Annotated in this window: 17 protein-coding genes; 4 read left to right on the top strand and 13 right to left on the bottom strand. The window is 43.3% G+C overall.

The annotated features are described in order from the left end of the window. Nucleotides 1-117: 117 nt before the first annotated feature. Nucleotides 118-2,511 (top strand): penicillin acylase family protein, encoded by a 2,394-nt coding sequence (locus ACQCVE_RS18505; protein WP_426863610.1) that lies wholly within the window; start codon nt 118-120, stop codon nt 2,509-2,511. A 312-nt stretch (nt 2,512-2,823) separates the two neighbouring features. Here the strand turns inward: ACQCVE_RS18505 and ACQCVE_RS18500 are convergent, their stop codons facing one another. Further along, nucleotides 2,824-3,204, bottom strand: a complete 381-nt coding sequence (locus ACQCVE_RS18500; RefSeq protein ID WP_426863609.1) for a VOC family protein — start codon at nt 3,202-3,204, stop codon at nt 2,824-2,826. Nucleotides 3,205-3,285: 81 nt separating this feature from the next. Beyond that, on the bottom strand, nt 3,286-4,143 hold the full coding sequence (locus ACQCVE_RS18495; RefSeq protein WP_426863608.1) for a DUF3298 and DUF4163 domain-containing protein: 858 nt from the start codon (nt 4,141-4,143) through the stop codon (nt 3,286-3,288). Between the two features lie 156 nt (nt 4,144-4,299). Here ACQCVE_RS18495 and ACQCVE_RS18490 point away from each other — a divergent pair, with 156 nt between their 5' ends. After that, nucleotides 4,300-6,351, top strand: coding sequence for a molybdopterin-containing oxidoreductase family protein (locus ACQCVE_RS18490; RefSeq protein ID WP_426863607.1), 2,052 nt, complete (start codon nt 4,300-4,302; stop codon nt 6,349-6,351). A gap of 125 nt (nt 6,352-6,476) precedes the next feature. Here ACQCVE_RS18490 and ACQCVE_RS18485 read toward each other — a convergent pair whose 3' ends face one another. The 7 genes from ACQCVE_RS18485 to ACQCVE_RS18455 all read right to left on the bottom strand — a co-directional run bounded on the left by ACQCVE_RS18485 (nt 6,477) and on the right by ACQCVE_RS18455 (nt 14,340). Next, entirely contained in the window at nt 6,477-6,653 is a 177-nt protein-coding gene (locus tag ACQCVE_RS18485; protein WP_426842508.1) for a hypothetical protein, read from the bottom strand. A gap of 135 nt (nt 6,654-6,788) precedes the next feature. Next, on the bottom strand, nt 6,789-7,322 hold the full coding sequence (locus tag ACQCVE_RS18480) for a DUF1641 domain-containing protein (RefSeq protein WP_426863606.1): 534 nt from the start codon (nt 7,320-7,322) through the stop codon (nt 6,789-6,791). Next, complete coding sequence (gene fdhF, locus ACQCVE_RS18475; protein WP_426863605.1) at nt 7,315-10,296, bottom strand: formate dehydrogenase subunit alpha; 2,982 nt, start codon at nt 10,294-10,296, stop codon at nt 7,315-7,317. The genes ACQCVE_RS18480 and fdhF overlap by 8 nt, the downstream gene beginning before the upstream one ends. 244 nt (nt 10,297-10,540) lie before the next feature. Continuing rightward, on the bottom strand, nt 10,541-11,353 hold the full coding sequence (locus ACQCVE_RS18470) for a uroporphyrinogen-III synthase (protein WP_426863604.1): 813 nt from the start codon (nt 11,351-11,353) through the stop codon (nt 10,541-10,543). Between the two features lie 80 nt (nt 11,354-11,433). Further along, entirely contained in the window at nt 11,434-11,925 is a 492-nt protein-coding gene (locus tag ACQCVE_RS18465; protein ID WP_426863603.1) for an STAS domain-containing protein, read from the bottom strand. A 94-nt stretch (nt 11,926-12,019) separates the two neighbouring features. Next, entirely contained in the window at nt 12,020-13,504 is a 1,485-nt protein-coding gene (locus tag ACQCVE_RS18460) for a methyl-accepting chemotaxis protein (RefSeq protein WP_426863602.1), read from the bottom strand. Between the two features lie 68 nt (nt 13,505-13,572). Further along, on the bottom strand, nt 13,573-14,340 hold the full coding sequence (locus ACQCVE_RS18455) for an SDR family NAD(P)-dependent oxidoreductase (RefSeq protein ID WP_426842514.1): 768 nt from the start codon (nt 14,338-14,340) through the stop codon (nt 13,573-13,575). Nucleotides 14,341-14,783: 443 nt separating this feature from the next. Here ACQCVE_RS18455 and ACQCVE_RS18450 point away from each other — a divergent pair, with 443 nt between their 5' ends. Next, entirely contained in the window at nt 14,784-15,620 is an 837-nt protein-coding gene (locus ACQCVE_RS18450) for an STAS domain-containing protein (protein ID WP_426842515.1), read from the top strand. A 97-nt stretch (nt 15,621-15,717) separates the two neighbouring features. On the opposite strand, the gene ACQCVE_RS18445 is transcribed toward ACQCVE_RS18450, so the two are convergent. The 4 genes from ACQCVE_RS18445 to ACQCVE_RS18430 are packed head-to-tail and all read right to left on the bottom strand — an operon-like array spanning nt 15,718 to nt 18,783. Further along, nucleotides 15,718-16,875, bottom strand: coding sequence for a hypothetical protein (locus ACQCVE_RS18445; protein ID WP_426863601.1), 1,158 nt, complete (start codon nt 16,873-16,875; stop codon nt 15,718-15,720). A 14-nt stretch (nt 16,876-16,889) separates the two neighbouring features. After that, complete coding sequence (locus ACQCVE_RS18440) at nt 16,890-17,717, bottom strand: hypothetical protein (protein WP_426863600.1); 828 nt, start codon at nt 17,715-17,717, stop codon at nt 16,890-16,892. Next, nucleotides 17,717-18,403 carry an ATP-binding cassette domain-containing protein gene (locus tag ACQCVE_RS18435; protein WP_426863599.1) on the bottom strand — a complete coding sequence of 229 codons (687 nt, stop codon included), beginning with the start codon at nt 18,401-18,403 and terminating at the stop codon, nt 17,717-17,719. Before ACQCVE_RS18435 ends, ACQCVE_RS18440 begins: the two co-directional genes overlap by 1 nt. 2 nt (nt 18,404-18,405) lie before the next feature. Continuing rightward, nucleotides 18,406-18,783, bottom strand: coding sequence for a GntR family transcriptional regulator (locus tag ACQCVE_RS18430; protein WP_426863598.1), 378 nt, complete (start codon nt 18,781-18,783; stop codon nt 18,406-18,408). Nucleotides 18,784-19,403: 620 nt separating this feature from the next. On the opposite strand from ACQCVE_RS18430, the gene ACQCVE_RS18425 reads away from it, so the two are divergent. Further along, entirely contained in the window at nt 19,404-19,826 is a 423-nt protein-coding gene (locus ACQCVE_RS18425; protein ID WP_426842520.1) for a DUF1801 domain-containing protein, read from the top strand. Nucleotides 19,827-20,419: the final 593 nt, after the last annotated feature.

Genomic DNA, 20,419 nt, shown 5'->3' with positions numbered 1-20,419 from the left:
GTCGCTTTTTCTCCAAAAGCCTTATTTTTTTGATTTTTCTGTTAAATAATTCGTGCTATCCAGTCCCTTTTCCTATATAAATGAACTATAGACCTATAGATCAAGGGGGAAAAGGGGATGGAACCAACAATTCAGCCTGGGTTTAGAAAGAGAGCGGCGAGAAAAAAAGCGTTTCTTATCACCAGTTTCATTTTAGTTTTTACACTCATCACAGCCGGGATTTTTGTAAACGTTTACACCAAATCAAGCCTGCCAGTTATAGCGGGAGAAATTACAATTCCCGGTTTATTAAAAGAAACGTCTGTCACTCGTGATGAGCAGGGAGTTCCGCATATAAAAGCGGAAAGTGATCAGGATTTATATATGGCTCAAGGGTATGTGCAGGCCCAGGACCGTCTTTTTCAGATGGATTTAAGCAGAAGACAGGCCTCGGGCCGATTGAGCGAAGTCGTCGGTGAAGCCACGGTGAACCGGGACAAATTTTTCCGGACACTGGGTTTGAGGCGGGCTGCTGAAGCCTCGCTTTCTGCCTATGATGCTGAATCACTAAAAGTGCTGCAGTGGTTTGCAGATGGAGTCAACACGTATATAAAGGATGCACAAAAAGAAGGGAAGCTGCCTTTGGAGTTTACTCTTTTAGGATATGAGCCTGAAGAGTGGACACCGCTTGACTCTCTGACAATAGGAAAATATATGGCCTTTGACCTTGGCGGACACTGGGAGGATCAGGCCTTCCGTTACTGGGCAGCCGAGTATCTGACTAAAGAAGAAGCCACGGAGCTTTATCCAAGCTATCCTAAAGACGCTCCAACGATCCTGGCCGCCTATAAGGATCTGGAGATCAATATAGAAGAAAGTCTAGCGCACGCGGTGCTGCCCCGGGAATTTAACGGGAGCAACAACTGGGTAGTGAGCGGAAAGAAGACCACAACAGGCAAGCCGCTGCTCGCAGATGATCCCCACCTCGGTCTTGCCACCCCGTCCATTTGGTATCAAATGCACTTAACCTCTCCTTCCCAAAATGTGAGCGGCGTCATTTTTGCTGGAGTTCCGGGAATCATTCTCGGACATAACGAAAAGATAGCCTGGGGGGTAACGAATACAGGCCCGGATGTCCAGGATCTATATATCGAGAAGCGGAATCCGGATAATCCCGAGGAATTTCTTTACAACGGCAGCTATGAAAAAGCGGAAATTATCGATGAACCCATCGCTGTAAAAGGCGGGGAAACCATTCTTTATACAGTGACTGAAACAAGACATGGTCCGGTTATGTCTGAATTCTCGCTCGATCAGAAAAAGGATACCGTCCTTGCGATGAAATGGACGGCTTTAATGCCGAGCACGGAGCTGCAGGCTGTTCTTGAAATGAACCGTTCAAAAGATTGGGGCGAATTTGAAAAGGCTTTGGAAGACTTTCATGTTCCCACTCAGAACTTTGTGTTTGCCAGTGAAGACGGAACGATCGCTTATAAAGCAAACGGGAAAATTCCAATCCGGAAAAAAGGGGACGGTCTCCTGCCTGTGCCAGGGTGGACGGATGAATATGAATGGACTGGATTTATCCCATGGGATAAGCTTCCGCGCAGTGTCAATCCCGATGAAGGATTTTTAGCGACGGCCAATAATAAGGTCATTGACGACAGCTATCCTTACCATATCAGCCATCAATGGGCACAGCCCTACCGTTATAAAAGAATTGAAGAGTTTTTAACGAGCAAGGATGAGCTTTCTGCAGAGGATATGAAAGAGCTGCAAATGGATCAGAAAAACCTCTATGCTGCAGAATTCGTTCCTGAATTCCTTACTGTCCTAAAAAAGCAGAACCTGACTGCTGAAGAAAAAGAAGCTCTCGCTGTTTTAGAAGAGTGGAATTATGAGGACAACAAGGATTTTGCAGCTCCACTCATTTTTCATCTGTGGATGAAGGAACTGCCCAAGCACCTTTTCAGTGAGAAAATCCCTAAAGAAATGAATGAATTATTCCGTGGAAAACAGCAAGCAACAGATGAACTGCTCCGGAAAGCTTTAAATGGAGAAAAGTCTGTATGGATTGAAAATAAAGGCGGTTTGGAGCAAGTGCTTCAGCATACGCTGAAAAAAGTAATGGCTGATGTAAGGGATCGCTACGGGGATGAACGCTCCGGATGGAAATGGGGAAACTATCACCGCGTATACTTTGCTCACCCCCTATCATCGGCTTCACCTGTTCTGCAATGGGTGTTTAACAGTCAAAAGCCGATTCCAGCCGGGGGCAGCCAGGTAACGGTACAGGCAGCAGCCTATAAAGCAGATGGAACCGTCGATCACGGAGCACCATGGCGCTTTGTGGCTGATTTGTCTGACCTCTCGAAGGCTTATCACAGCAATAGCCCGGGCCAGTCCGGTCATTTTAGAAGCGAATGGTACAGCAATCAGCTGAGAAATTGGACAGAAGGCATGTATCACGAGACAAAGATGAACCTTGATGCGGCGAATGGAGATGTTCTTATTCTTTTGCCCGGCAAGTGAGCTTTAACGGAAAAGCCGACGTATTCGTAAGGGGTGAGTCTGTTTCAAAGATTGACATGCCTGCTCTATCTGCCCAGACGCTGGCTCTGCTAAAACACTGAAGCTCCGGCACTCATTTGCACAAGTCCTGCCCTGATAAGGCTTAGTATAGGTATTGCCCATGTCCCGCCCAAAGAAGATGCAAATTATGCTCAGAGCAGTGCTCTGAGCATTTATTGTTCCGTATATTTTCATGCGTCTGCGGGGTCTCGCCCTGCCAATAGAGCAGGAGCAGTGACTGCACAGACACCCGTCCAATGCATCGCAGCAGCATTAGCAATTACAAATCATCATTACATTCCCATCTGGATCCTTTATATGAAACCAGGCTGTTTCTCCAGCCCATTCTAGATCTCTCACTATTTCTATTCCAAGCCCGTGAATAAAGGTAAGCGCAGCTTCTATATCCGGGGCGTAGAAGTTGAAGATTGGGTTTGTGCCTGGATTATGTACGAAATGCGGGTCAAAGCTGTGATCATCCAAAGTCAGAGACGTGGTTCCGGCAACTGGAATATTGTATACAGGGGATCGTACTGTTTCTAAATCAATTTTTAGTCCAAGCAGCTCAGCGTACCATTGAACTGATTTTTTCAGATTCGCTACGTGGACAAATACTCCGTTCATCTGGTTGTGTACAGGTTTCGTGTGATTCATTTTTCACAGCTCCTCTCATCTCTATCTCCTATTCAACAGGCAAGTCATAATCCCCTGCTGAGCAGGGGATTTCAGCCATTCTTATTGATAGACGGATAGAGGTACTGACACTTCCGGCATTCCCCCTGCATAGGCAGCGATCTCATATTGCTGAAAAATGAGTGTTAAACCGTTCTCCTCAAATGTCCAGGCTCTGTCGTTGCTGATCTCGATGTCTTTTAATGTATCCTTGAAAATCATTGAATTTTCTTCCTCAGATTGAGCAGTTAACTCTGCCACCGCGTAGTTTTTGACTGCTTCCTTTTTATTTTTTATAACATCCAGAAGCTTAAACGCGGATCCATCTTTTACATTAAAATTCATCGTTTTGGCAATGGTGCTTCCGTGAGCCCCGCCTTCGTACTGGTAGTCATAGGAGATGATGCTGAGCAAATGATTTTTGTTAAAGGATACCTTGTATGTGGTCTTAAATTCATATGGGGTCCATTCATATGGTTTCCCATCTTTTTCCCAGTCTTCTTTATGCTTCTCTTCTTTCTGCATCAATTTTAGATACTGAAGGCTGTTTTCCTTTGCCTCTGCAAGCAGCTGTCCGTTAATGGCTTTCTCCGCTTCCCGGCTGCTCAAACCGCTTACCTGTGCATACTCTACTGGCGTATCCTTATATGTGTGCTTGACTATTTTTACACCATTAGCCGATTCATCTGAAGAGTTGGAGGATACCTTTCCCTTCCCAGCTGGTTGAGAGGCGGCTGGAGTTTCGGCTGGCGGATTGGCAGCTGGCGGCTCGTTTTCTGTTTTTGCTGCCGAAGTAGCTTTTGGTTTGCTTTCTTTCTGCTTAAGTGGTGCATCTGCCTCTGATGAAGATGCAGCGGCCTGACAGCCTGCTGCGCTGAAAGCTAAGCCTGCGGCCATGATGAGCGATGCTGCTTTATTCATGATTCCATCTCCTTTTTTGGGGTTGTGTTTAGCCCTCGATTGTTTAACGGCAGAAATTTTCGTATTGTTGCTTTATATATGTATTTTCTTGTATTTGTAAAGAATATTCAAATTCTTTACAATGAAAAGAATAGCACGCTGCAGGGAGGACCAAATATGAAATCATATGTGCATCAGCCTGATGGAATTTTCAAATCGGTTTGTTCATTGGATTGCCCGGACCAGTGCGGACTTCTTGTGCATAAGGTGAACGGGAAAATTGTAAGGGTGACGGGAGACGGAGATCACCCAGTAACTCAGGGCAGCATTTGCAATAAGGTACGGCATATGGCAGAGCGGCTTTACGATCCAAAACGGCTCATGTATCCGATGAAAAGGACGGGAGAAAAAGGAGAAGGCCGATTTGAGAGAATCAGCTGGAATGAGGCAATTGATACCATTCACTCCCGCTGGACAAGTCTCATTGAAGCAAATGGTCCCGAGAGTATCCTGCCTTACAGCTTTTATGGGAACATGGGGCTTTTATCTTCGGAATCATTAGACCGCCGTTTTTTTCACAAGCTGGGGGCAAGCCTTTTAAACCGTTCGATATGTTCCGCAGCGGGTGCTGTCGGATATCACTATACAATGGGAGGCGGCTTCGGCATTGATCCTGAGAATACTGTTCATTCAAAACTCATCATTTTCTGGGGAATCAATGCGGTAAGTACCAATATGCATCAAATCACATTGGCGCAAAAAGCACGTAAAAAGGGTGCGAAAATTGTGGTGATCGATGTTCATAAAAATCAGACCGGCCGTATGGCAGATTGGTTTATCCCTATTCAGCCCGGGACGGACAGCGCACTGGCTCTGGCTATCATGCATGTGCTTTTTAAGGAGAATTTAACAGACCATGATTTTCTCGCCAAGTATACAGCTGGAAGTGAAGAACTGAAAAAACACGTGCTCTCATACGATCCTGTTACCGTCGCCCGCATAACCGGTATCCCTGCAGATGATATTCAAAGACTTGCTAGAATGTATGGAAAAACAACACCTTCCTTTATTCGGATTGGAAATGGCATTCAGCACCATGATAATGGCGGAATGAATGTCCGGACAATTGCCTGTCTTCCCGCTTTAACAGGCCAATGGCTGCATAAAGGCGGGGGTGCGATTAAAGGAAATTCCGGTTATTTGCAGCACAATAGCGCAGCGTTAATCCGAACGGATTTGCTTGAGAAGAAAAATACGAGGACGATTAACATGAATGAGATTGGATCTGCCTTATTGGAACTGGACCCGCCCATTCGCTCTCTTTTTGTTTATAACAGCAATCCGGCACTTGTTGCGCCTGAAAGCAACAAGGTAAGAAAAGGGCTGGCCCGGGAGAATTTGTTTACTGTTGTGCACGAGCTGTTTATGACGGAGACCGCCAAGTATGCGGACTTGATTTTACCCGCATCTTCATCCTTTGAAAATACCGATTTCTATACTTCTTATTGGCACCACTATATGCAAATTCAGCATCCGGTGATTGATAAGTACGGGGAATCAAAGTCTAACGCTGAGGTCTTCCGGCTGCTCGCTGATGCATTTAATATGGATTCTTCTTTATTCCAGATCACAGAAAAAGAACTGATTCAGCAGGCAGTGGACCATTCAGAAAACCCCTGCTTAAAGGGAATCAGCTATGAACAGCTTGAGCAGCATCATTTTGTTAAAGCGGATGTAAAACCGCTTTTTCCCGGCAGACTTGAAACACCGAGCGGAAAAATCGAGCTGTACTCCAAACAGATGAAGAATGATGGGTTTCCAGCTTTGCCAGACTATACTCCTCTTGTACCAGAGGGTGATTGGCCGTTTTTATTTGTCCCCGGGCCGAATCATAACTTCTTGAACTCAACGTTCAGCCATTCGGCTAAGCATATGGTTTTAGAAAAGGAACCGCGTCTTCACATGAATGAACAGGATGCAGAAAGACTGGGCATTTCTGAAGGTGATTCTGTCCGTATATGGAATCACAGGGGTGAGTGTGAGCTCACTGCTTCGATTGGACAAAGTGTGCTTCCGGGTGTTTTAGTGAGCCAGGGATTATGGGCGGACGTTCCCGGAACGAAGCATCTCGTTAATTCGTTAACGCCTGACCGGCTTGCGGATATGGGCGGTGGCGCCGTATTTTTCTCTGGAAGAGTCAATGCCGAAAAAATCAAGGCGGCGGAATAATCGAATGCTTTTTGACCTTGAAAAGCATGAAATCAAAGCGCTTTTCTAAAACCCGGGCAGGTAGAATGGCATCTAAAAAACAAAAACAGGCAGCCGACTTCTGAGCTGTCTGTTTTGAATCACCCTTATTCAGGTTTCTGAAGTTCTTCCTCGAAAAAGAATGTACTTGGTTTCTCATTCACAATATACGAATACTTCTTCATATGTTTTACATATTGGGATTTCGCAATTGTAACGGTCTCTCTTGTTTTTTTTATGATTGCCTTTTCTCCGGTGTGAAACTGGCTGTTCGAGTTTTTCAAAAGGACACTCCCTCTCTAATTTCATTATATCATATAAAATGCGCTGCCATTCTATACGCAGGCGGGAGGATTTTACCAGAATACGCAGCTGTAAAAAGACAGACACTTTAAGAGTGCCTGTCTTTCATGCGCAGACTACCTGTTCTTGATCTCAGCGCGTTCATCAGACTCTTGGCCGGTATTTTTTTCTTTGTGCCCGGTTTCTTCTCCTACACCTTTTAAGAAAGTCAGCATGAGCGTTATCGCCCGATTGACTTCAGGGTCTCTTAACGATTTAAGAAGTTCGAACAGGCCGGTTTTCTTGTCTGTATCTTTTTGTTCGGCTACTCTCTCTATCCCGCGGTTCATTTTCAGCAGAATTGGTTCGAGCTCTTTAACATTGATTGTGCCCAGCATGCCCACCATTAACAGAAGATTACGCAGGGCATTCGTGTTTTCTTCTTTGTCTGTTGCCTTTACAAAGACATTCAAAACTTTGTCGCCCTGTCCGACCAATCCGTTCAGAAGCGGTAGAATTCCCTTATCCTCCATGTGGCGCATTAACTTTAGCGATTCAAGAATGGCGGACTTGTTATCCACTAAAGCTTCCTGCATCTCCATCAATTCCTTTTTCCGTTTCTCCTCTTCGCTCAGTTCAAGTTTTTTAATCTTATTGATTGCATTAGCCATTGGATTTACGCCCCTTTCTTACTGCGTCTCCAGGGAAAACATAATCTTTCCTTGCCCACTTTTTATGAACTTCTACCCCGGTTCTTGGCTGAGGATTCCCATTTCGGTGATTGACTTTAGGCAGCGGATCGACTCCATCCGCATTCAGCACCTCTAGTCTTGCCTTCACTTCTTTATAAGCAGGAGTATCGGTGTCCTTATCCGCATGGCTGCTTGTCAGGAGATTGATGGCTGCTTCTCCGTTGTCATTCATCGGAAGATAAACCTCTTTGCCGCGTACCCGGTCCGTTACATGAGCTTGTACCTTAACATGGCCGTATGGTGATACCAGTCTGACAACCGCGCCTGTTCCAAACCCTTTTTCTTCAGCTAATGCTGCGGATACCTCTAAGAATGTTCTAGGTGTTTTGCTTGAAATGCCTTTAGATTTATAGGTCATATTCCCTTCATGGAAGTGTTCAAGCAAACGGCCATTGTTTACATGGACGTCATATTCCGGATCGTAGGTGAGCGGCTGAGTCCACTCGACCGGAACCAGTCTCGCTTTTCCATCCGGAAACGGAAACCCTTCTGTGAACAGCAGCGGAGTATCTTTCCCGTCAGGCTCAACAGGCCACTGAAGGCTTTTGTACCCTTCAAGGCGTTCATAGGTTACACCCGCGAAGAGCGGAGCAAGCTGCGCAGCTTCTGCCATAATTTCACTTGGATGGCTGTAGCTCCAATCTGCTCCAAGCCTGTTTGCAATTTCCGTGATGATTTGCCAGTCCGGCTTAGAATCACCAAGAGGTTCAAGTACTTGATAAAGCCGCTGAATTCTGCGCTCCGTATTTGTAAATGTACCCTCTTTTTCTAGGCTGGGGCTTGCAGGGAGAACAACATCCGCAAACTGCGCCGTGCGGGTGAAAAAGACATCCTGAACAACAAAGAATTCCAGCTTGTTATACGCCTCATGCACATAATTGATATTAGAGTCCACGACGCCCATATCTTCGCCTTTTAAATACATAGCTTTTAATTTTTGATCATGAATGGCCGCGATCATTTCATGGTTATTCAATCCTGGCTCAGCTGGAATTTCCACTCCCCAGGCTTGTGCATATTTTTCACGTACCGCAGGATCTGTTACCTTTTCATAGCTTGGAAAACGGTCAGGCATGCTTCCGAAGTCACTGGCTCCCTGGACATTATTATGTCCGCGCAGCGGATAGGCTCCTGCACCTGGCTTTCCGTAATTCCCCGTAACGAGAAGGAGATTGGAAATGGCGGTACTTGTATCGCTTCCTCCAAGATGCTGCGTTACCCCCATTGCCCATAAAGCACAAACTGTTTTAGCTTCATGAATCATTGTCGCTGTTTTAATTAAATCTTCCTTTTCAATACCGGTTACTTCTGAAGCATACTCCATTGTATAAGGCTCCAGCGTTTTTACATAATCCTCCAGACCGTTCACTTTATCTTCAAGGAATGTGTTGTCAGCCCAGCCTTGGTCTACGATGTATTTTGTAACCGCTGATAGCCAGACAATATCTGTACCCGGATTCGGTTTTATGAATAAATCCGATCTTTCTGCCATTTCGTGTTTCCTTAAGTCCGCTACGATTAATTTCTGCTCGTTCAGCTTATGAGACCGCTTTACCCGTGTAGCAAGTACAGGGTGGGATTCTGATGTATTGGATCCGATAACTAGCACAAGCTCAGATCTTTCAATATCTTTGATGCCCCCTGCGTCTCCTCCATGCCCGACTGTTCTAAACAGGCCCATCGTGGCTGGGGTCTGGCAATATCGTGAGCAATTGTCGATGTTATTCGTTCCAATAACCCCTCTTCCAAGCTTTTGCATTAAATAAGACTCTTCATTTGTACACTTGGAGGAGCTAATAAAGCTTAGTGCATCCGGACCATGATCATTTTTAATGGATGTGAATTTTTCTGCGATCAGGTTTAGTGCCTCTCCCCATTCTGCTTCGCGGAAGCTGTCGCCTTCCCTGATCAGCGGTTTAGTCAGCCGCTCTTCGCTGTTTACGAAATCCCAGCCGAATTTCCCTTTCACACATGTAGAGATCCCATTGGCAGGGGCTTCAGCCTGAGGTTCTACCTTCAGAATATCCCGTCCCTTTGTCCATACGTCGAAACTGCATCCGACTCCGCAATATGTACAAACCGTTTTGGTCTTTTTGATTCTTTCCTCCCTCATGGAGGCCTCCATATCAGAAATGGTTAAGATTGATCCGTAGCCGGTTTCCACATTTTTAGTGATTTCAATCATTGGACGGAGTGTCTCTTTATCAATGCCGGTCATATATCCGGCTTCGCCTTCCATCCCATTTTCCATCATTGCATTACACGGGCATACAGTGGAACAGTGGCCGCAGGAAACACAGGAGGATTCATTGATGGGCACATCATTGTCCCAAATGACACGGGGCTTTTCTCTCTCCCAGTCAATGGTAAGCGTTTCTGTAACCTGAACATTCTGGCATGCCTCCACGCAGCGACCGCATAGGATGCACTGGTCTGGATCATACCGGTAAAAAGGGTGGGAATTGTCTACTGGATAGGGTTTTTGGCCAAAGGGGGTGCTTTGATGATTAATTTTCATTTCTTTAACTGTGTTATGTACCTCGCATCCGCCGTTGTTGTAGTCGCATACGGTACAGTACAATTCGTGGTTGGTTAAAATTTTATCCATTGCGATCACTTGTGCTTCTTTCACTTCTTTTAATTCGGTGTCCACCTGATCTCCTTCTTTAATAACCGTTGAACAGGAACGCACAAACTCACCGTTTACTTTTACAATGCACGTATCGCAAGTTTCGATGGCACCTAAACTCGGGTGGTAGCATACATTTGGCACTTCGACTGAGGATTCGGACAAGAGGGTAAGTACGGATTGGTTTTTGGCAGCTTTTGCTTCTTTTCCATTAATCTTTACTGTGAAGGTATCGGTCAATTTTTCCTCTTCCTCTCTATACATATACTATAAAACTTGCTATCTTTTTCCTTTCCCCAGTTTTGTGAAGATAAACAGGAATAAGAAAATTGGTATAGGTCTTTTATATTCAGCTGCCTGCAGATAGCTGACTTGAACTGATTGCCCAGGCCAGTTCCATCAACTATTAAACCTTCTGCAGTGACGTTCCTTCCCGAAACTAAAAAAACAGTCCTAAGACTGTTTAGATAATTTACTCTAGTAAACGCATGACTTGATCATTTAAGAATCATAAAAGGCTCTCTTCATAATAGTTTCCCAGCTCCACAATCGCGCTTCCCATTCTTTCAAGCTCCGGCACTACAAGGCGGGTAATGCCTGTTTCTTGTAAAGTCTGTGCTGTTACTTTCCCGACAGCCAAAGCCACGACATCTGTTGAAAAAGCATGGATCATCTTTTCTTCAACGCCTTTTACACGGGCAAATTCCATAAGAAATTTACCCTGCGGCTTGCTTGTAAAGAAAACAGCTTCTACTTTTCTCTCGAGTATTTCATGAATGAGTTTTTCCATTATTTTTTCGTCTGGAGATGTATGAAGGTATGGCTGGATTTCGCCGCACTCTGCTTTATTTGAATGAAAGAAACCGGTCAATTCCGGTGCCTGTTCACCATGAAGCTGCAGAGCTGCTTTCTTCCCCTCGAAATGATGTTTTTTTAGTTCTCTCAATAACCCTGCATTGCTGCCATCATCATCTCTGACCGCAGCCTCGAGGTCCAGTTTTTTTAGAAACTGGGCTGTTTTGTACCCTCTGATTCCTATGGACATTCTTTTTAAAGCAGATAGATACCCATCTTTTTCGCCTATTTCATCCGCCTTCTTTAATATTGCGTCCGCTCCCATTCCTGTCGTGAAAATAATCCAGTCAAAATGACCGCTCATGATTTTCCTCACATCACGTTCCAGCTGTTCATCGTTCAAAAACACAGTGCCTTGAGCCGGACGGTGAAGAAATGTTCCCCCATGGTTTTCAATTAATTTCCTGATTTCCTCTGCTTTTCTTTGTCCTGCGAATACAATTCGTTTATCTTGAAGTTTTTTCATATCAAACCCCTTACGTTTTATTCTCTGAGGATTTTTCAGCCGGACCTGCTGCCCTCGCAGCAAAGTATATGACTCAAAGCTTATGTATGGTCGGCTTTTTGAAAAATCATTCCTTTTTCCTTCATTAAAAATTGGAGAGCCGTTCTGAAGCTTGAGAATGTTTTCATTTCCTTTAGAATATCCAATCTTGATTCTACTAAAATTTTAGTAACAGCAGGGGTAAATCCTACATAAAGAACCTGCACCCCCATTAGCTTTAGAGCAGCTGTTAAGTTTTCCATACACTTTTGAAATTGGACGAGATCCGGAATCTCTTTTTTTGATATGGCCGTAAAATCAATAACGGCCGTATTCACATTATGGCCGAATGTATAATCCATGATTTTTACAATCATGGCCTCAAACCGTTCTGCATATAGAATACCGTTGAAGGGGATTAAAATTGTTTCAGGGACGATTGACTGTATGATCGGCGCAGACAAATCCTTTATCAGCTGCTCGCATTCATCGACTTTTTGATTCAGCATCTTGATCTCTTCATTAAGCATTTCTATTTTTACATTGTCGCTCATAATGATCCCCGCAATTCTCTGAGTATGATTGTTATTGTCTATTCTATCATCTTTTTCATACCAGGCAAAAAGGAGCCCAGATGGACTCCTTTTTTTAATGGTTTTTATTTGAATTCATGATTTCCTGCGCTTTCAGGGACGTTTCTTTCATTAAGTTTGATATTTTCTTATTGTCATCCGTCAAGGTTTCTACAGCTGCGTTCATCTCTTCCAGCCCGGCACTTGCTTCTTCAATGATTGCAGCAAGCTCTGCAGTTGATTTTTCCACCTCAGAACTATTACCCACTACCTGGCTGTAAACTGCGCCTGTATGAAGAAAATTCTCATTCATTTTGATGATCATATCTTTCATTGTGGAAAAATACTGGACCACTTTATCTGAAGACCCGAGTACACCGGCGATTTTCTTTTCGCTTTCTTCCATTTTATTCAAGGTCTGGACATTGTCCTCATTTACCTGCAGCAGGTTGTCCGTTATGTTTTCTGCTGTATGGTTCGTCATTTCTGCGAGCTTTCGTATCTCTTCTGCCACGACTGAAAATCCTTTTCCAGCCTCACCGGCACGCGCTGCTTCAATGGAGGCATTCAGCGCCAGCAGATTTGTCTGCTCGGAAATCTGCTTTATGCTGTTAGAGAAGGTGTTGGTTTCTTTAACCTTTTCACTGAGTACATGGAAGGAACGATTTAAATCCGAGATCGTTTCCTGAATTTCTTTTACATCTTTAGTGAAATAAGCGACAGTATCTTCACCCTCTACCGTGACCGTTTCTGTTTTTCCCGCTTCTTTTCGCAACTCTTCCATTTGAGCACTTAGCTTGTTGATCATTTCGTGGGAGACTGATGTGTTTTGTGAGATATTTGTGATTTGCTCAGTCTGCTGATAGCTGCCTGATGCAATCTCATTCAGCCCAGCCTTCATATCGCTTTGAGCATTCAGGTTGCTCTGGATTCTTTCACTGGCTTCAGAAACACTGATTAAAATTTGCTGCATATTCTCTTTTAGCCTGTCGCTTTTATTCTTTTCTTCAGCTGCCCGAGCTTCTGTATCGAGAACAAGCTGACTGATCATCCCGGCTTGTTTTTTATTCAAGTGAATTAAAACTCCGAGCAGCAGACCGGAGAGGACGTAAGCTAATAGGATCGTAACAAGGTTAGCCTGAATGGATTCTGCTTCCTTCACCCCGAACAGGGCAGTCAGAATAATCGTTGTGAATCCAAGAGAGTATCCAATGGCAAAAATAAGCCGGTGGAAATGAACGACGGCAAAAATGGCAAGAAAGAAGGTGACAACAATGACAGTCCAGCCCCCGCCCGTAAAGTAGATACCTGCCATCGTAAACACATTGACTAAAATAACACTAATGAAAGGAAACAGGATGAATTTTTTGAGGGTTTTCTGGCATACGATGTAAACAGCTGTAAAGGAAATCAATTCTGCTGCAAAGAGGATGATGGTTTCTGTTTCATTCGCCCCAATTGATTTTACTAAAGCAAGAACTAGCGAGATAGCGAAAGCAATGTACATCAGTGTATTTTTCTTCTTAACATCGGCTTCGATCATTTGCTGTACAGTTAACATGGTGAAGACTCCTTTTAATTTAATTTGCAAGAGACAAGCAGCTTTCATGCTGCTTGTCCCCGATTCTGCTATGGTCTGATATCTGATTTAAAGCTTGAAAATCCGTCATCCGCCATAACGACCGAACCATTTAATGACCGCGCTTCATCTGTCGCAAGGAACGCGACGATAGCGGCTATTTCTTCCGGTTCAATCAGCTTTCTCGTCAGCTGCTGCTTTTCCATGTATTCAAGAAGTCCTGCATCCCGGTATCCTTGTACAATTTTTGTATTAACGGCAGCAGGTCCCACTCCGACGACCCGGATTCCGTAAGGTGCAAGCTCCAGAGCGCCATGCTTAGTCAGCATCACAACGGCTCCCTTTGCAGCCTGATATCCCGCAATGCCAAGAGTGCCGACGAAACCAAACACGGACGCATTATTGATAATGACTCCGCCTGTTCCCAATTCTTTCATTTTCCTCGCTGCAGCAAGCATCCCGTAAAAGACACCATGCTGATTCACATCCACAACTTTATGATAATCCTCCGGTGAGTGATCCAGAAACGGTTTGTTCATTCCAATGCCGGCGTTATTGAACATCACATCAACAGAGCCGTATGTCTCAACGGCAAAGCTGACCAGTGCTTCCACTTCTTCAAATTTTGTTACATCTGTTTTGGTGAAGCGAGCCTCTCCGCCATTTGCTGTGATTTCCTTCACAACCGCCTCACCAAGATCTGTGTTTAAGTCTGAGACAACCACCTTAGAGCCTTCGCTGGCTAAACGGATAGCCGTTTCTTTTCCAATTCCTTCAGCACCGCCTGTAACGATGCTCACTTTACCTTTTAATCTCATACTGGTTTGCCCCCTAATATAATTGCTACACCTATTAAATCGGCTGTAATTCAGAATTCTGAACATAGATTAAGAAAATTAGTATTTTAAAGTATTAACTTTTTTCATAAAACATTGCCAGCTTTGCTTATTCATTTAAAAAGCGGGAGTTTCCTGAAACGGAAAAGACGGTGAGACTTCCAAGCAGGAGGGTGCGGATAAAAATCCTTATTCTGATAGAACATTCACCATGATTCCTTTATAATTGAACTCCGAAAGAAGTCTTCCCCTTCAAGCACGGAAAGAGCTCAGCCCCTCAGGAGAGGGACGAATTTTTGCGGGGATACGTGCAAGGCTTTTTCCTTTCACGGCGGGCAGCTCACTCCACAGAAACTTCTTGAAGTAACTCTTGCTTTTTTCTGGTAAAATAATAAAGAAGAGTTCATCTATTTAGGGGGAAGCTTATGAATATGAATCAGGCACTTCGGGATTATTTTAGTCAGCACGCCCGCAATTTGACTGAGGACTGGTATAATACATTGGATAATTACGATCCCTCTACTGTTTACGGATCGAAAGACCCCGAGACAATTGCCGGGCTGAAGGAGCAGAATTTTGAATTCCACCAGAAAGCACCTAATATACTGATCGAGGAGCGGGAAACTTTTCTCGTTGACTTTTATGAGTGGGTGCAGAAGATTGCAATAGATTCCGCTCACATTAAAACACCGAATCATATTGTGATTAAAGAATTTAAACGTGTAAGAAAACAATATATGAAGCTGATTAAAGAATTCATCCTCCAGCATAAAGCAGAGGTGTCTTGGGAGCTTGCAGATGGATGGACGAGCAAGATTCTGGATGTATTTGATACGGCTGTCCTGATGTTTGTGGAAGAAGCTGAAAATAATTCTAAAAGACAGCTCAAAGCGCAGCAGGAGATGATTTATGAGCTTAGCTCTCCTGTTATCAGCCTTGAAAATAAAAATGCCCTCCTTCCGTTAGTAGGGGATATCGATACTTCGAGAGCGAAAATCATCCTAGAAAATACACTGACCCAATGCTCCGAAAAAGGAGTAGAACACTTATATATCGACCTTTCAGGCGTGGTTATGGTAGATACAATGGTAGCTCAGCAGATTTTCCAGCTGATTGATACGCTGAATCTAATCGGTGTAAAAACAACGATTTCAGGCATACGGCCTGAAATTGCAATGACAGCGATGCAGCTGGGCCTGTCGTTTGATAAAACGAATATTAAGTCGACCCTTTCCCAGGCAATTGCCGATTCTAAAAAATAAGGTAAGCCATTTACAAACCGGTTAGCCAGCGCTTTCCAGTTACTTGGTTTATAGAGTTAAACAGGAACAAGCACCTCCGGCTCGAGGTGCTTGTTTTCTATTTTAAAAACTGAATGCTATGAATCTCCAGCTTTTTATTTGATTCATGACGGTCACTTGAAATTTTTGAGGAATAAACTTCTTTCCCTGTTTTTAAGTCGTATCCTTTAATAGCGGGTACCCCTTTATTTAAAGAAAAGTATACGGTGTTCTGTTTAAATTGAATGGCCTGGACAGCATTTTTGCTGTTTACAGGGATTTCCGTTTCACGGTCTGTTTTTTGAGTATTCATGTTATAGCGAAGCACCGAAAAATTCTCTCCTGCAGATGACATCATATAAAGATAAGATCCCCCGAACAATGAAAATTGGATATCACCTGCTGGCACGGGGAGCTTGATTTTCACTTCCTTTCCTGTCTGGTAGTCAGAAAAATAGTAATCTTCAGAAATAATTTCTTCTCCAATGCCTTCTCCGCTGTTTTCAATTTCTTTCGTACTTATTTTTTGATAAACTACTCCGGAATTGGGCTGGGTAACGTTCACCTGCCCTAAAGTCCTCATTCTCATCAATTGATCAGGAGTGCCTGAAACCCTTTTTTTATTTACGAGTTCACGGCTTTTAATGCTGAACGTGTAAAGTATAAGATCCTGACTCTTATTCATGCTTTGAGCGAGTATTTTGATCTCATTGTTTACTCTTTGAACATCTTCAATCGTCATCCACTCCTTTTCATCATTCGGTACATCAGCCTTAAAGGCCATTTCTTTTTTCGTTTTTTTATCTAAAACTCCTATCTCAAACCGGTGTGTGCGATCCTCTCCATTTGAAAGAATCGCTGCTTTAGCCAGCCATTGATTATCCTCATAAATGTTATCATCGGAATAGCCTCGCATAAAATCTTTATAATTCTGCTGAATCCTTTCAAATTCAGGTATCCACCTTACGTCCTGCCGTTCAAAAATATTCAGTTCTTTCTCGTATATAGTACCCTCATTCGTAATTTTCAGGTTTTCTTGTGCTTCGTAATCAGGCTCTCCACTGATCACATTTGTATAGCCGGCTAAGACAACCATCTCCTCATCTGTGCTGCCGCTCTCCGGAATTATCTTAAAATCAGGAAGGAGGCTTATCGTGTAAGCCGACTGTGCGTAAAAAGAACTGATTCCGGCAATTGCCAAAATAGCCAATATCGCTGTTTTCCAATATTTTTTCATATAGTTTAAGCTCCCTATACTGTAATCTTTTTCTGAAGCAAATATCTGCTTGCCATAAAGGATATCAGGGCTACACACGCTGCGGCTGCAATTTGCAGGTAAATAATTTCACTTGGATAGAGTCTAGCTCCCGTCTGATTCAGCAAAAAAGGAATCATGAGGATCAAAGCTGCAGCAAGACCAAAAACGAAAGCCATGCAAATCCCCAGCCATCTAAAGCTTCGTTCAAATAAAATAAACGTGTTGAGCAAAAGGACAAGCATGATTCCTATCCCATAGTAAAGGATAAATTCCAAAAAAGTTTCAGGTACTAATAAGGACAATAGAAGACTTGATTTTAGTGTTTCAGAGTATGAAACTGAAGTCCTAAATTCACCTGGAACGAGTATATGAAACAAACCGTCTTCAATCGGAAACAAAATCATTTGGAAAGCGATCAGACCGAAAACCATTAACAGCAAAGCGGCTGTTTTTGCATAAAAGATTTTCATTCTGGATACCGGGATCATTAGCAGTCTGTATATGAAGGGGCTGCCGGTAAACCAATCCCTGTACCAAATAAAGAAATTATAAAACAGCAAAGCGCAAATACCGATTACGATAGGCGCCATAAATAACAGGCTGTTGTGGATATCTGAAAAATAGAAGGGCTGGCTTTGTTTAAGAAAATCATCTGCTTGCAGTCCCTTTTCACGCATAACCGTCTCAGCCCGGTCCATCATATTGCTGGATTCCCATGCTACACTCGTAAACTGACAGATTACCGTCAAAAGAATCAAGACCAGATAAATCCTGGAAAACCGGTTTATTTCGAAGTTCAAAAGCTTAACAAAGGGCTTCATCAGCGATACACCTCTCTCATCACATCAATGACTGATTTTCCTTCACTGATTCTCATTTCTTCCGCATTAAACTGCTTAACCACTCTTCCGCTCTCAAGCATAACGACCTTATCGAGCAAGTGCTGGATATCCTGAATCTCATGTGTAGTAATGATGACTCCGCGTCCGTCAATTAAATGGCTCGTAAACACTCTCGCAATCTGTTCCCTGCTGAACAGGTCAATCCCCGAAAAAGGCTCATCCATCAGCAGATATTCTGTATCCAAAGCCAGCCCCATCATAAGGCTCGCTTTTGCTGCGTTCCCTTTTGAAAGGTTTGAGATTTTCTCCCCTTTGCTGAGCTTAAAGAAATGAAGAAGCTCAAAAGCGCGCTCCCGGTTCCAGTTTGGGTAGAAATCTTCCATAAATTCCATGAATTCCCTGATAGTCATGCGGGGCTGCATGATCGGAGCATCCGGTATGTAGGTAATCTTCTCAAGCATAGCCGGGCTCATAGTTTCCCCGTCGATCAGAATGCTCCCTGACTGAAATGGCGTTATGCCCATAATGGTCTTTAGCAGGGTTGTTTTCCCTGCGCCGTTCATCCCTATTAAACATGTAATCTCGCCCTTTTCCGCCTCAAAAGCTGCTCCGTCCAGTACTGTTCTCCGGCCGTATTTCTTTGAGACATTTTTAACCTCAATCATTTTCATTCCCCCGATGGTTCCTGATTATATTTAGCATGGATAATTTGCATTAATTCTTCTACAGGTACACGGATGGGCTTAATTGATTCAATAAACGTATCCACCGCCTCCATAATCAGCTCGTCACGAACACTGTTTAAAACAGCAGCATCGTTTGTCACTTTGCTTGGCACATTTCTTTCTGTAAAAATTAACTTCTGTTCCTCCATCTCCTTATAAGCCTTTTGAGCGGTGTTAGGGTTAATATTTAGCATGGCTGCTATTTCCCTCCTTGAAGGTATTTCCTGTCCTGATTGCAGCTCTCCGGTTGCAATCTTCTCTTTAAAATAGCGTACGACCTGCAAATAAACAGGGTCTCGGCTGTTGAAAATCTGATTCATTATGCACCTCCGTGTTCCAACTGTGTGTACCACTTAGTTCATACACTTATAAGTGTATTATATGTGTAAGACACTTTTATAGCAACCTTTTTTTTACTATTTAAGGCTTTGTTCATGTATGATGTTGATTTATTAACATCTGTTGACTGGAGTGGAAGGCAAGAGACTCCGTGCTAAGAGCAGCGGGACAGGTGATGCCCTGCTGGCGCAAAGTGCCGGGAAGGCTTACCGCCCGCCCTTGGATAAGCGAATGCCTGCTACCTGCAATCAACCATCCAAAAACCTGATTAGATGGAGTTGCGGTTCTGAGCTTTCTGCTTCCAATGATCTTGGCACTTATGCTTGGCTGGTACTTTTGACAATATGCAAGGAAAAAAGGACCTGGGCATAAATCGGATGGTAAAAGGTGGGGAGACTGCTCCATTTAGAATGTCATTAGTAATCACATTCGTTTAAAGGGCTGGATCAATCGGTTTAGTGGTGTGACAGAAGAATCCTGAAAGGACGGGGGAGCGGTTAGCAAGAGAATGGTTGAAAGATTCGTGGTCTCTGCCAATACGCCCTATGGTAAACTTGTTTTATCGGAATTTTCAAAAAATCTATGGGGGTAGTAAGCAATAATGACAAAAAATAAAAAATCAGTTGAAAGAGGGATGTTATCTGGCCCTGAACAGGTGCAGGAATTTATGAAAAACCTAGAACATCCCCTTAAAGAAGAAATAGAAAAGGTTCGAGTTATCATCTTAAGCACTGATCGTAATATTACTGAACACATAAAATGGAATGCACCCAGTTTCTGTTATGAGGGCGAAGACCGAATTACCTTAAATCTTCAAGGAAAAGGATTTTTCCGACTCATATTTCATTGCGGTGCTAAGATAAAAGAACGAAAGACTTATGAACCTCTGATTGCCGATCCAAGTGGATTATTAGAATGGAAAGCAGCTGACAGAGCTATACTTAAATTTTCTGACAAATATCAGGTTAAAGCTAATGAAGAAAAAATCAGAGAAATAATATCTAACTGGCTTGAAGTTATTTAAGATGGACGATGCCCTTTCTTTCAGTAAATTGAGGAAGGGACCTCCAACAATGATGGAGTTCCCTTTGTTTTTTATTGCCATTATTCTTTCCCATAGCGCTTCAATTTTTGTTAACTGGCAGTTTAATTAAGAGCTGGAGACATTCTGTTGTGATGATGCTGGAACTGCTGCTCCAGTTTCTTATGGGGGCTTGGAGAACATAAATGGAGTCGGGGCCCTTTTATCTTATTTGGAGAGAGAGCTTTCTTTGTTTAAAGAAACAGAGTGTTTGCTTCTGTTGCCATGCTGGGATTACATGTTATATAGACGTTTAGTCGCGTAGTGGCAGGAACAGAAAGCCACAAAATTCTAAAAAAAAGCTGGAATAATCTCTCTTGAGAAAACAGAGGTATTTATAGATTTTTTTAAGCGAATCACCAGGAATTCTTTCTGAATTAGTGATAAGTCGGGAGACTCGGCCCTGGCAGGGTAAAGTCCATATAATTGTGTAAATAGAAAAAGGGTCATATCACCCTCATGTTACAATGTTTTCGACCAAGAAAAAATGTAATGGAGGATGAATATGACCCAGATTAATCTTACCCTAAATGTGG

Source organism: Metabacillus sp. 113a (assembly GCF_050107635.1).
Lineage (GTDB): Bacteria > Bacillota > Bacilli > Bacillales > Bacillaceae > Metabacillus_B.
The sequence above is the reverse complement of the archived record's forward strand: the minus strand, read 5'-3'. Positions and strand labels throughout refer to the sequence as shown.

Excerpts from the sequence above, each read along its gene's own strand:
- ACQCVE_RS18430 (WP_426863598.1), bottom strand. The coding sequence starts at position 18,783 with ATGAATCAGATTTTCAACAGCCGAGACCCTGTTTATTTGCAGGTCGTA.
- ACQCVE_RS18440 (WP_426863600.1), bottom strand. The coding sequence starts at position 17,717 with ATGAAGCCCTTTGTTAAGCTTTTGAACTTCGAAATAAACCGGTTTTCC.
- ACQCVE_RS18500 (WP_426863609.1), bottom strand. The coding sequence starts at position 3,204 with ATGAATCACACGAAACCTGTACACAACCAGATGAACGGAGTATTTGTC.
- ACQCVE_RS18445 (WP_426863601.1), bottom strand. The coding sequence starts at position 16,875 with ATGAAAAAATATTGGAAAACAGCGATATTGGCTATTTTGGCAATTGCC.
- fdhF (WP_426863605.1), bottom strand. The coding sequence starts at position 10,296 with ATGTATAGAGAGGAAGAGGAAAAATTGACCGATACCTTCACAGTAAAG.
- ACQCVE_RS18505 (WP_426863610.1), top strand. The coding sequence starts at position 118 with ATGGAACCAACAATTCAGCCTGGGTTTAGAAAGAGAGCGGCGAGAAAA.
- ACQCVE_RS18495 (WP_426863608.1), bottom strand. The coding sequence starts at position 4,143 with ATGAATAAAGCAGCATCGCTCATCATGGCCGCAGGCTTAGCTTTCAGC.
- ACQCVE_RS18480 (WP_426863606.1), bottom strand. The coding sequence starts at position 7,322 with ATGGCTAATGCAATCAATAAGATTAAAAAACTTGAACTGAGCGAAGAG.
- ACQCVE_RS18490 (WP_426863607.1), top strand. The coding sequence starts at position 4,300 with ATGAAATCATATGTGCATCAGCCTGATGGAATTTTCAAATCGGTTTGT.
- ACQCVE_RS18460 (WP_426863602.1), bottom strand. The coding sequence starts at position 13,504 with ATGTTAACTGTACAGCAAATGATCGAAGCCGATGTTAAGAAGAAAAAT.
- ACQCVE_RS18435 (WP_426863599.1), bottom strand. The coding sequence starts at position 18,403 with ATGATTGAGGTTAAAAATGTCTCAAAGAAATACGGCCGGAGAACAGTA.
- ACQCVE_RS18425 (WP_426842520.1), top strand. The coding sequence starts at position 19,404 with ATGACAAAAAATAAAAAATCAGTTGAAAGAGGGATGTTATCTGGCCCT.
- ACQCVE_RS18470 (WP_426863604.1), bottom strand. The coding sequence starts at position 11,353 with ATGAAAAAACTTCAAGATAAACGAATTGTATTCGCAGGACAAAGAAAA.
- ACQCVE_RS18450 (WP_426842515.1), top strand. The coding sequence starts at position 14,784 with ATGAATATGAATCAGGCACTTCGGGATTATTTTAGTCAGCACGCCCGC.
- ACQCVE_RS18465 (WP_426863603.1), bottom strand. The coding sequence starts at position 11,925 with ATGAGCGACAATGTAAAAATAGAAATGCTTAATGAAGAGATCAAGATG.
- ACQCVE_RS18455 (WP_426842514.1), bottom strand. The coding sequence starts at position 14,340 with ATGAGATTAAAAGGTAAAGTGAGCATCGTTACAGGCGGTGCTGAAGGA.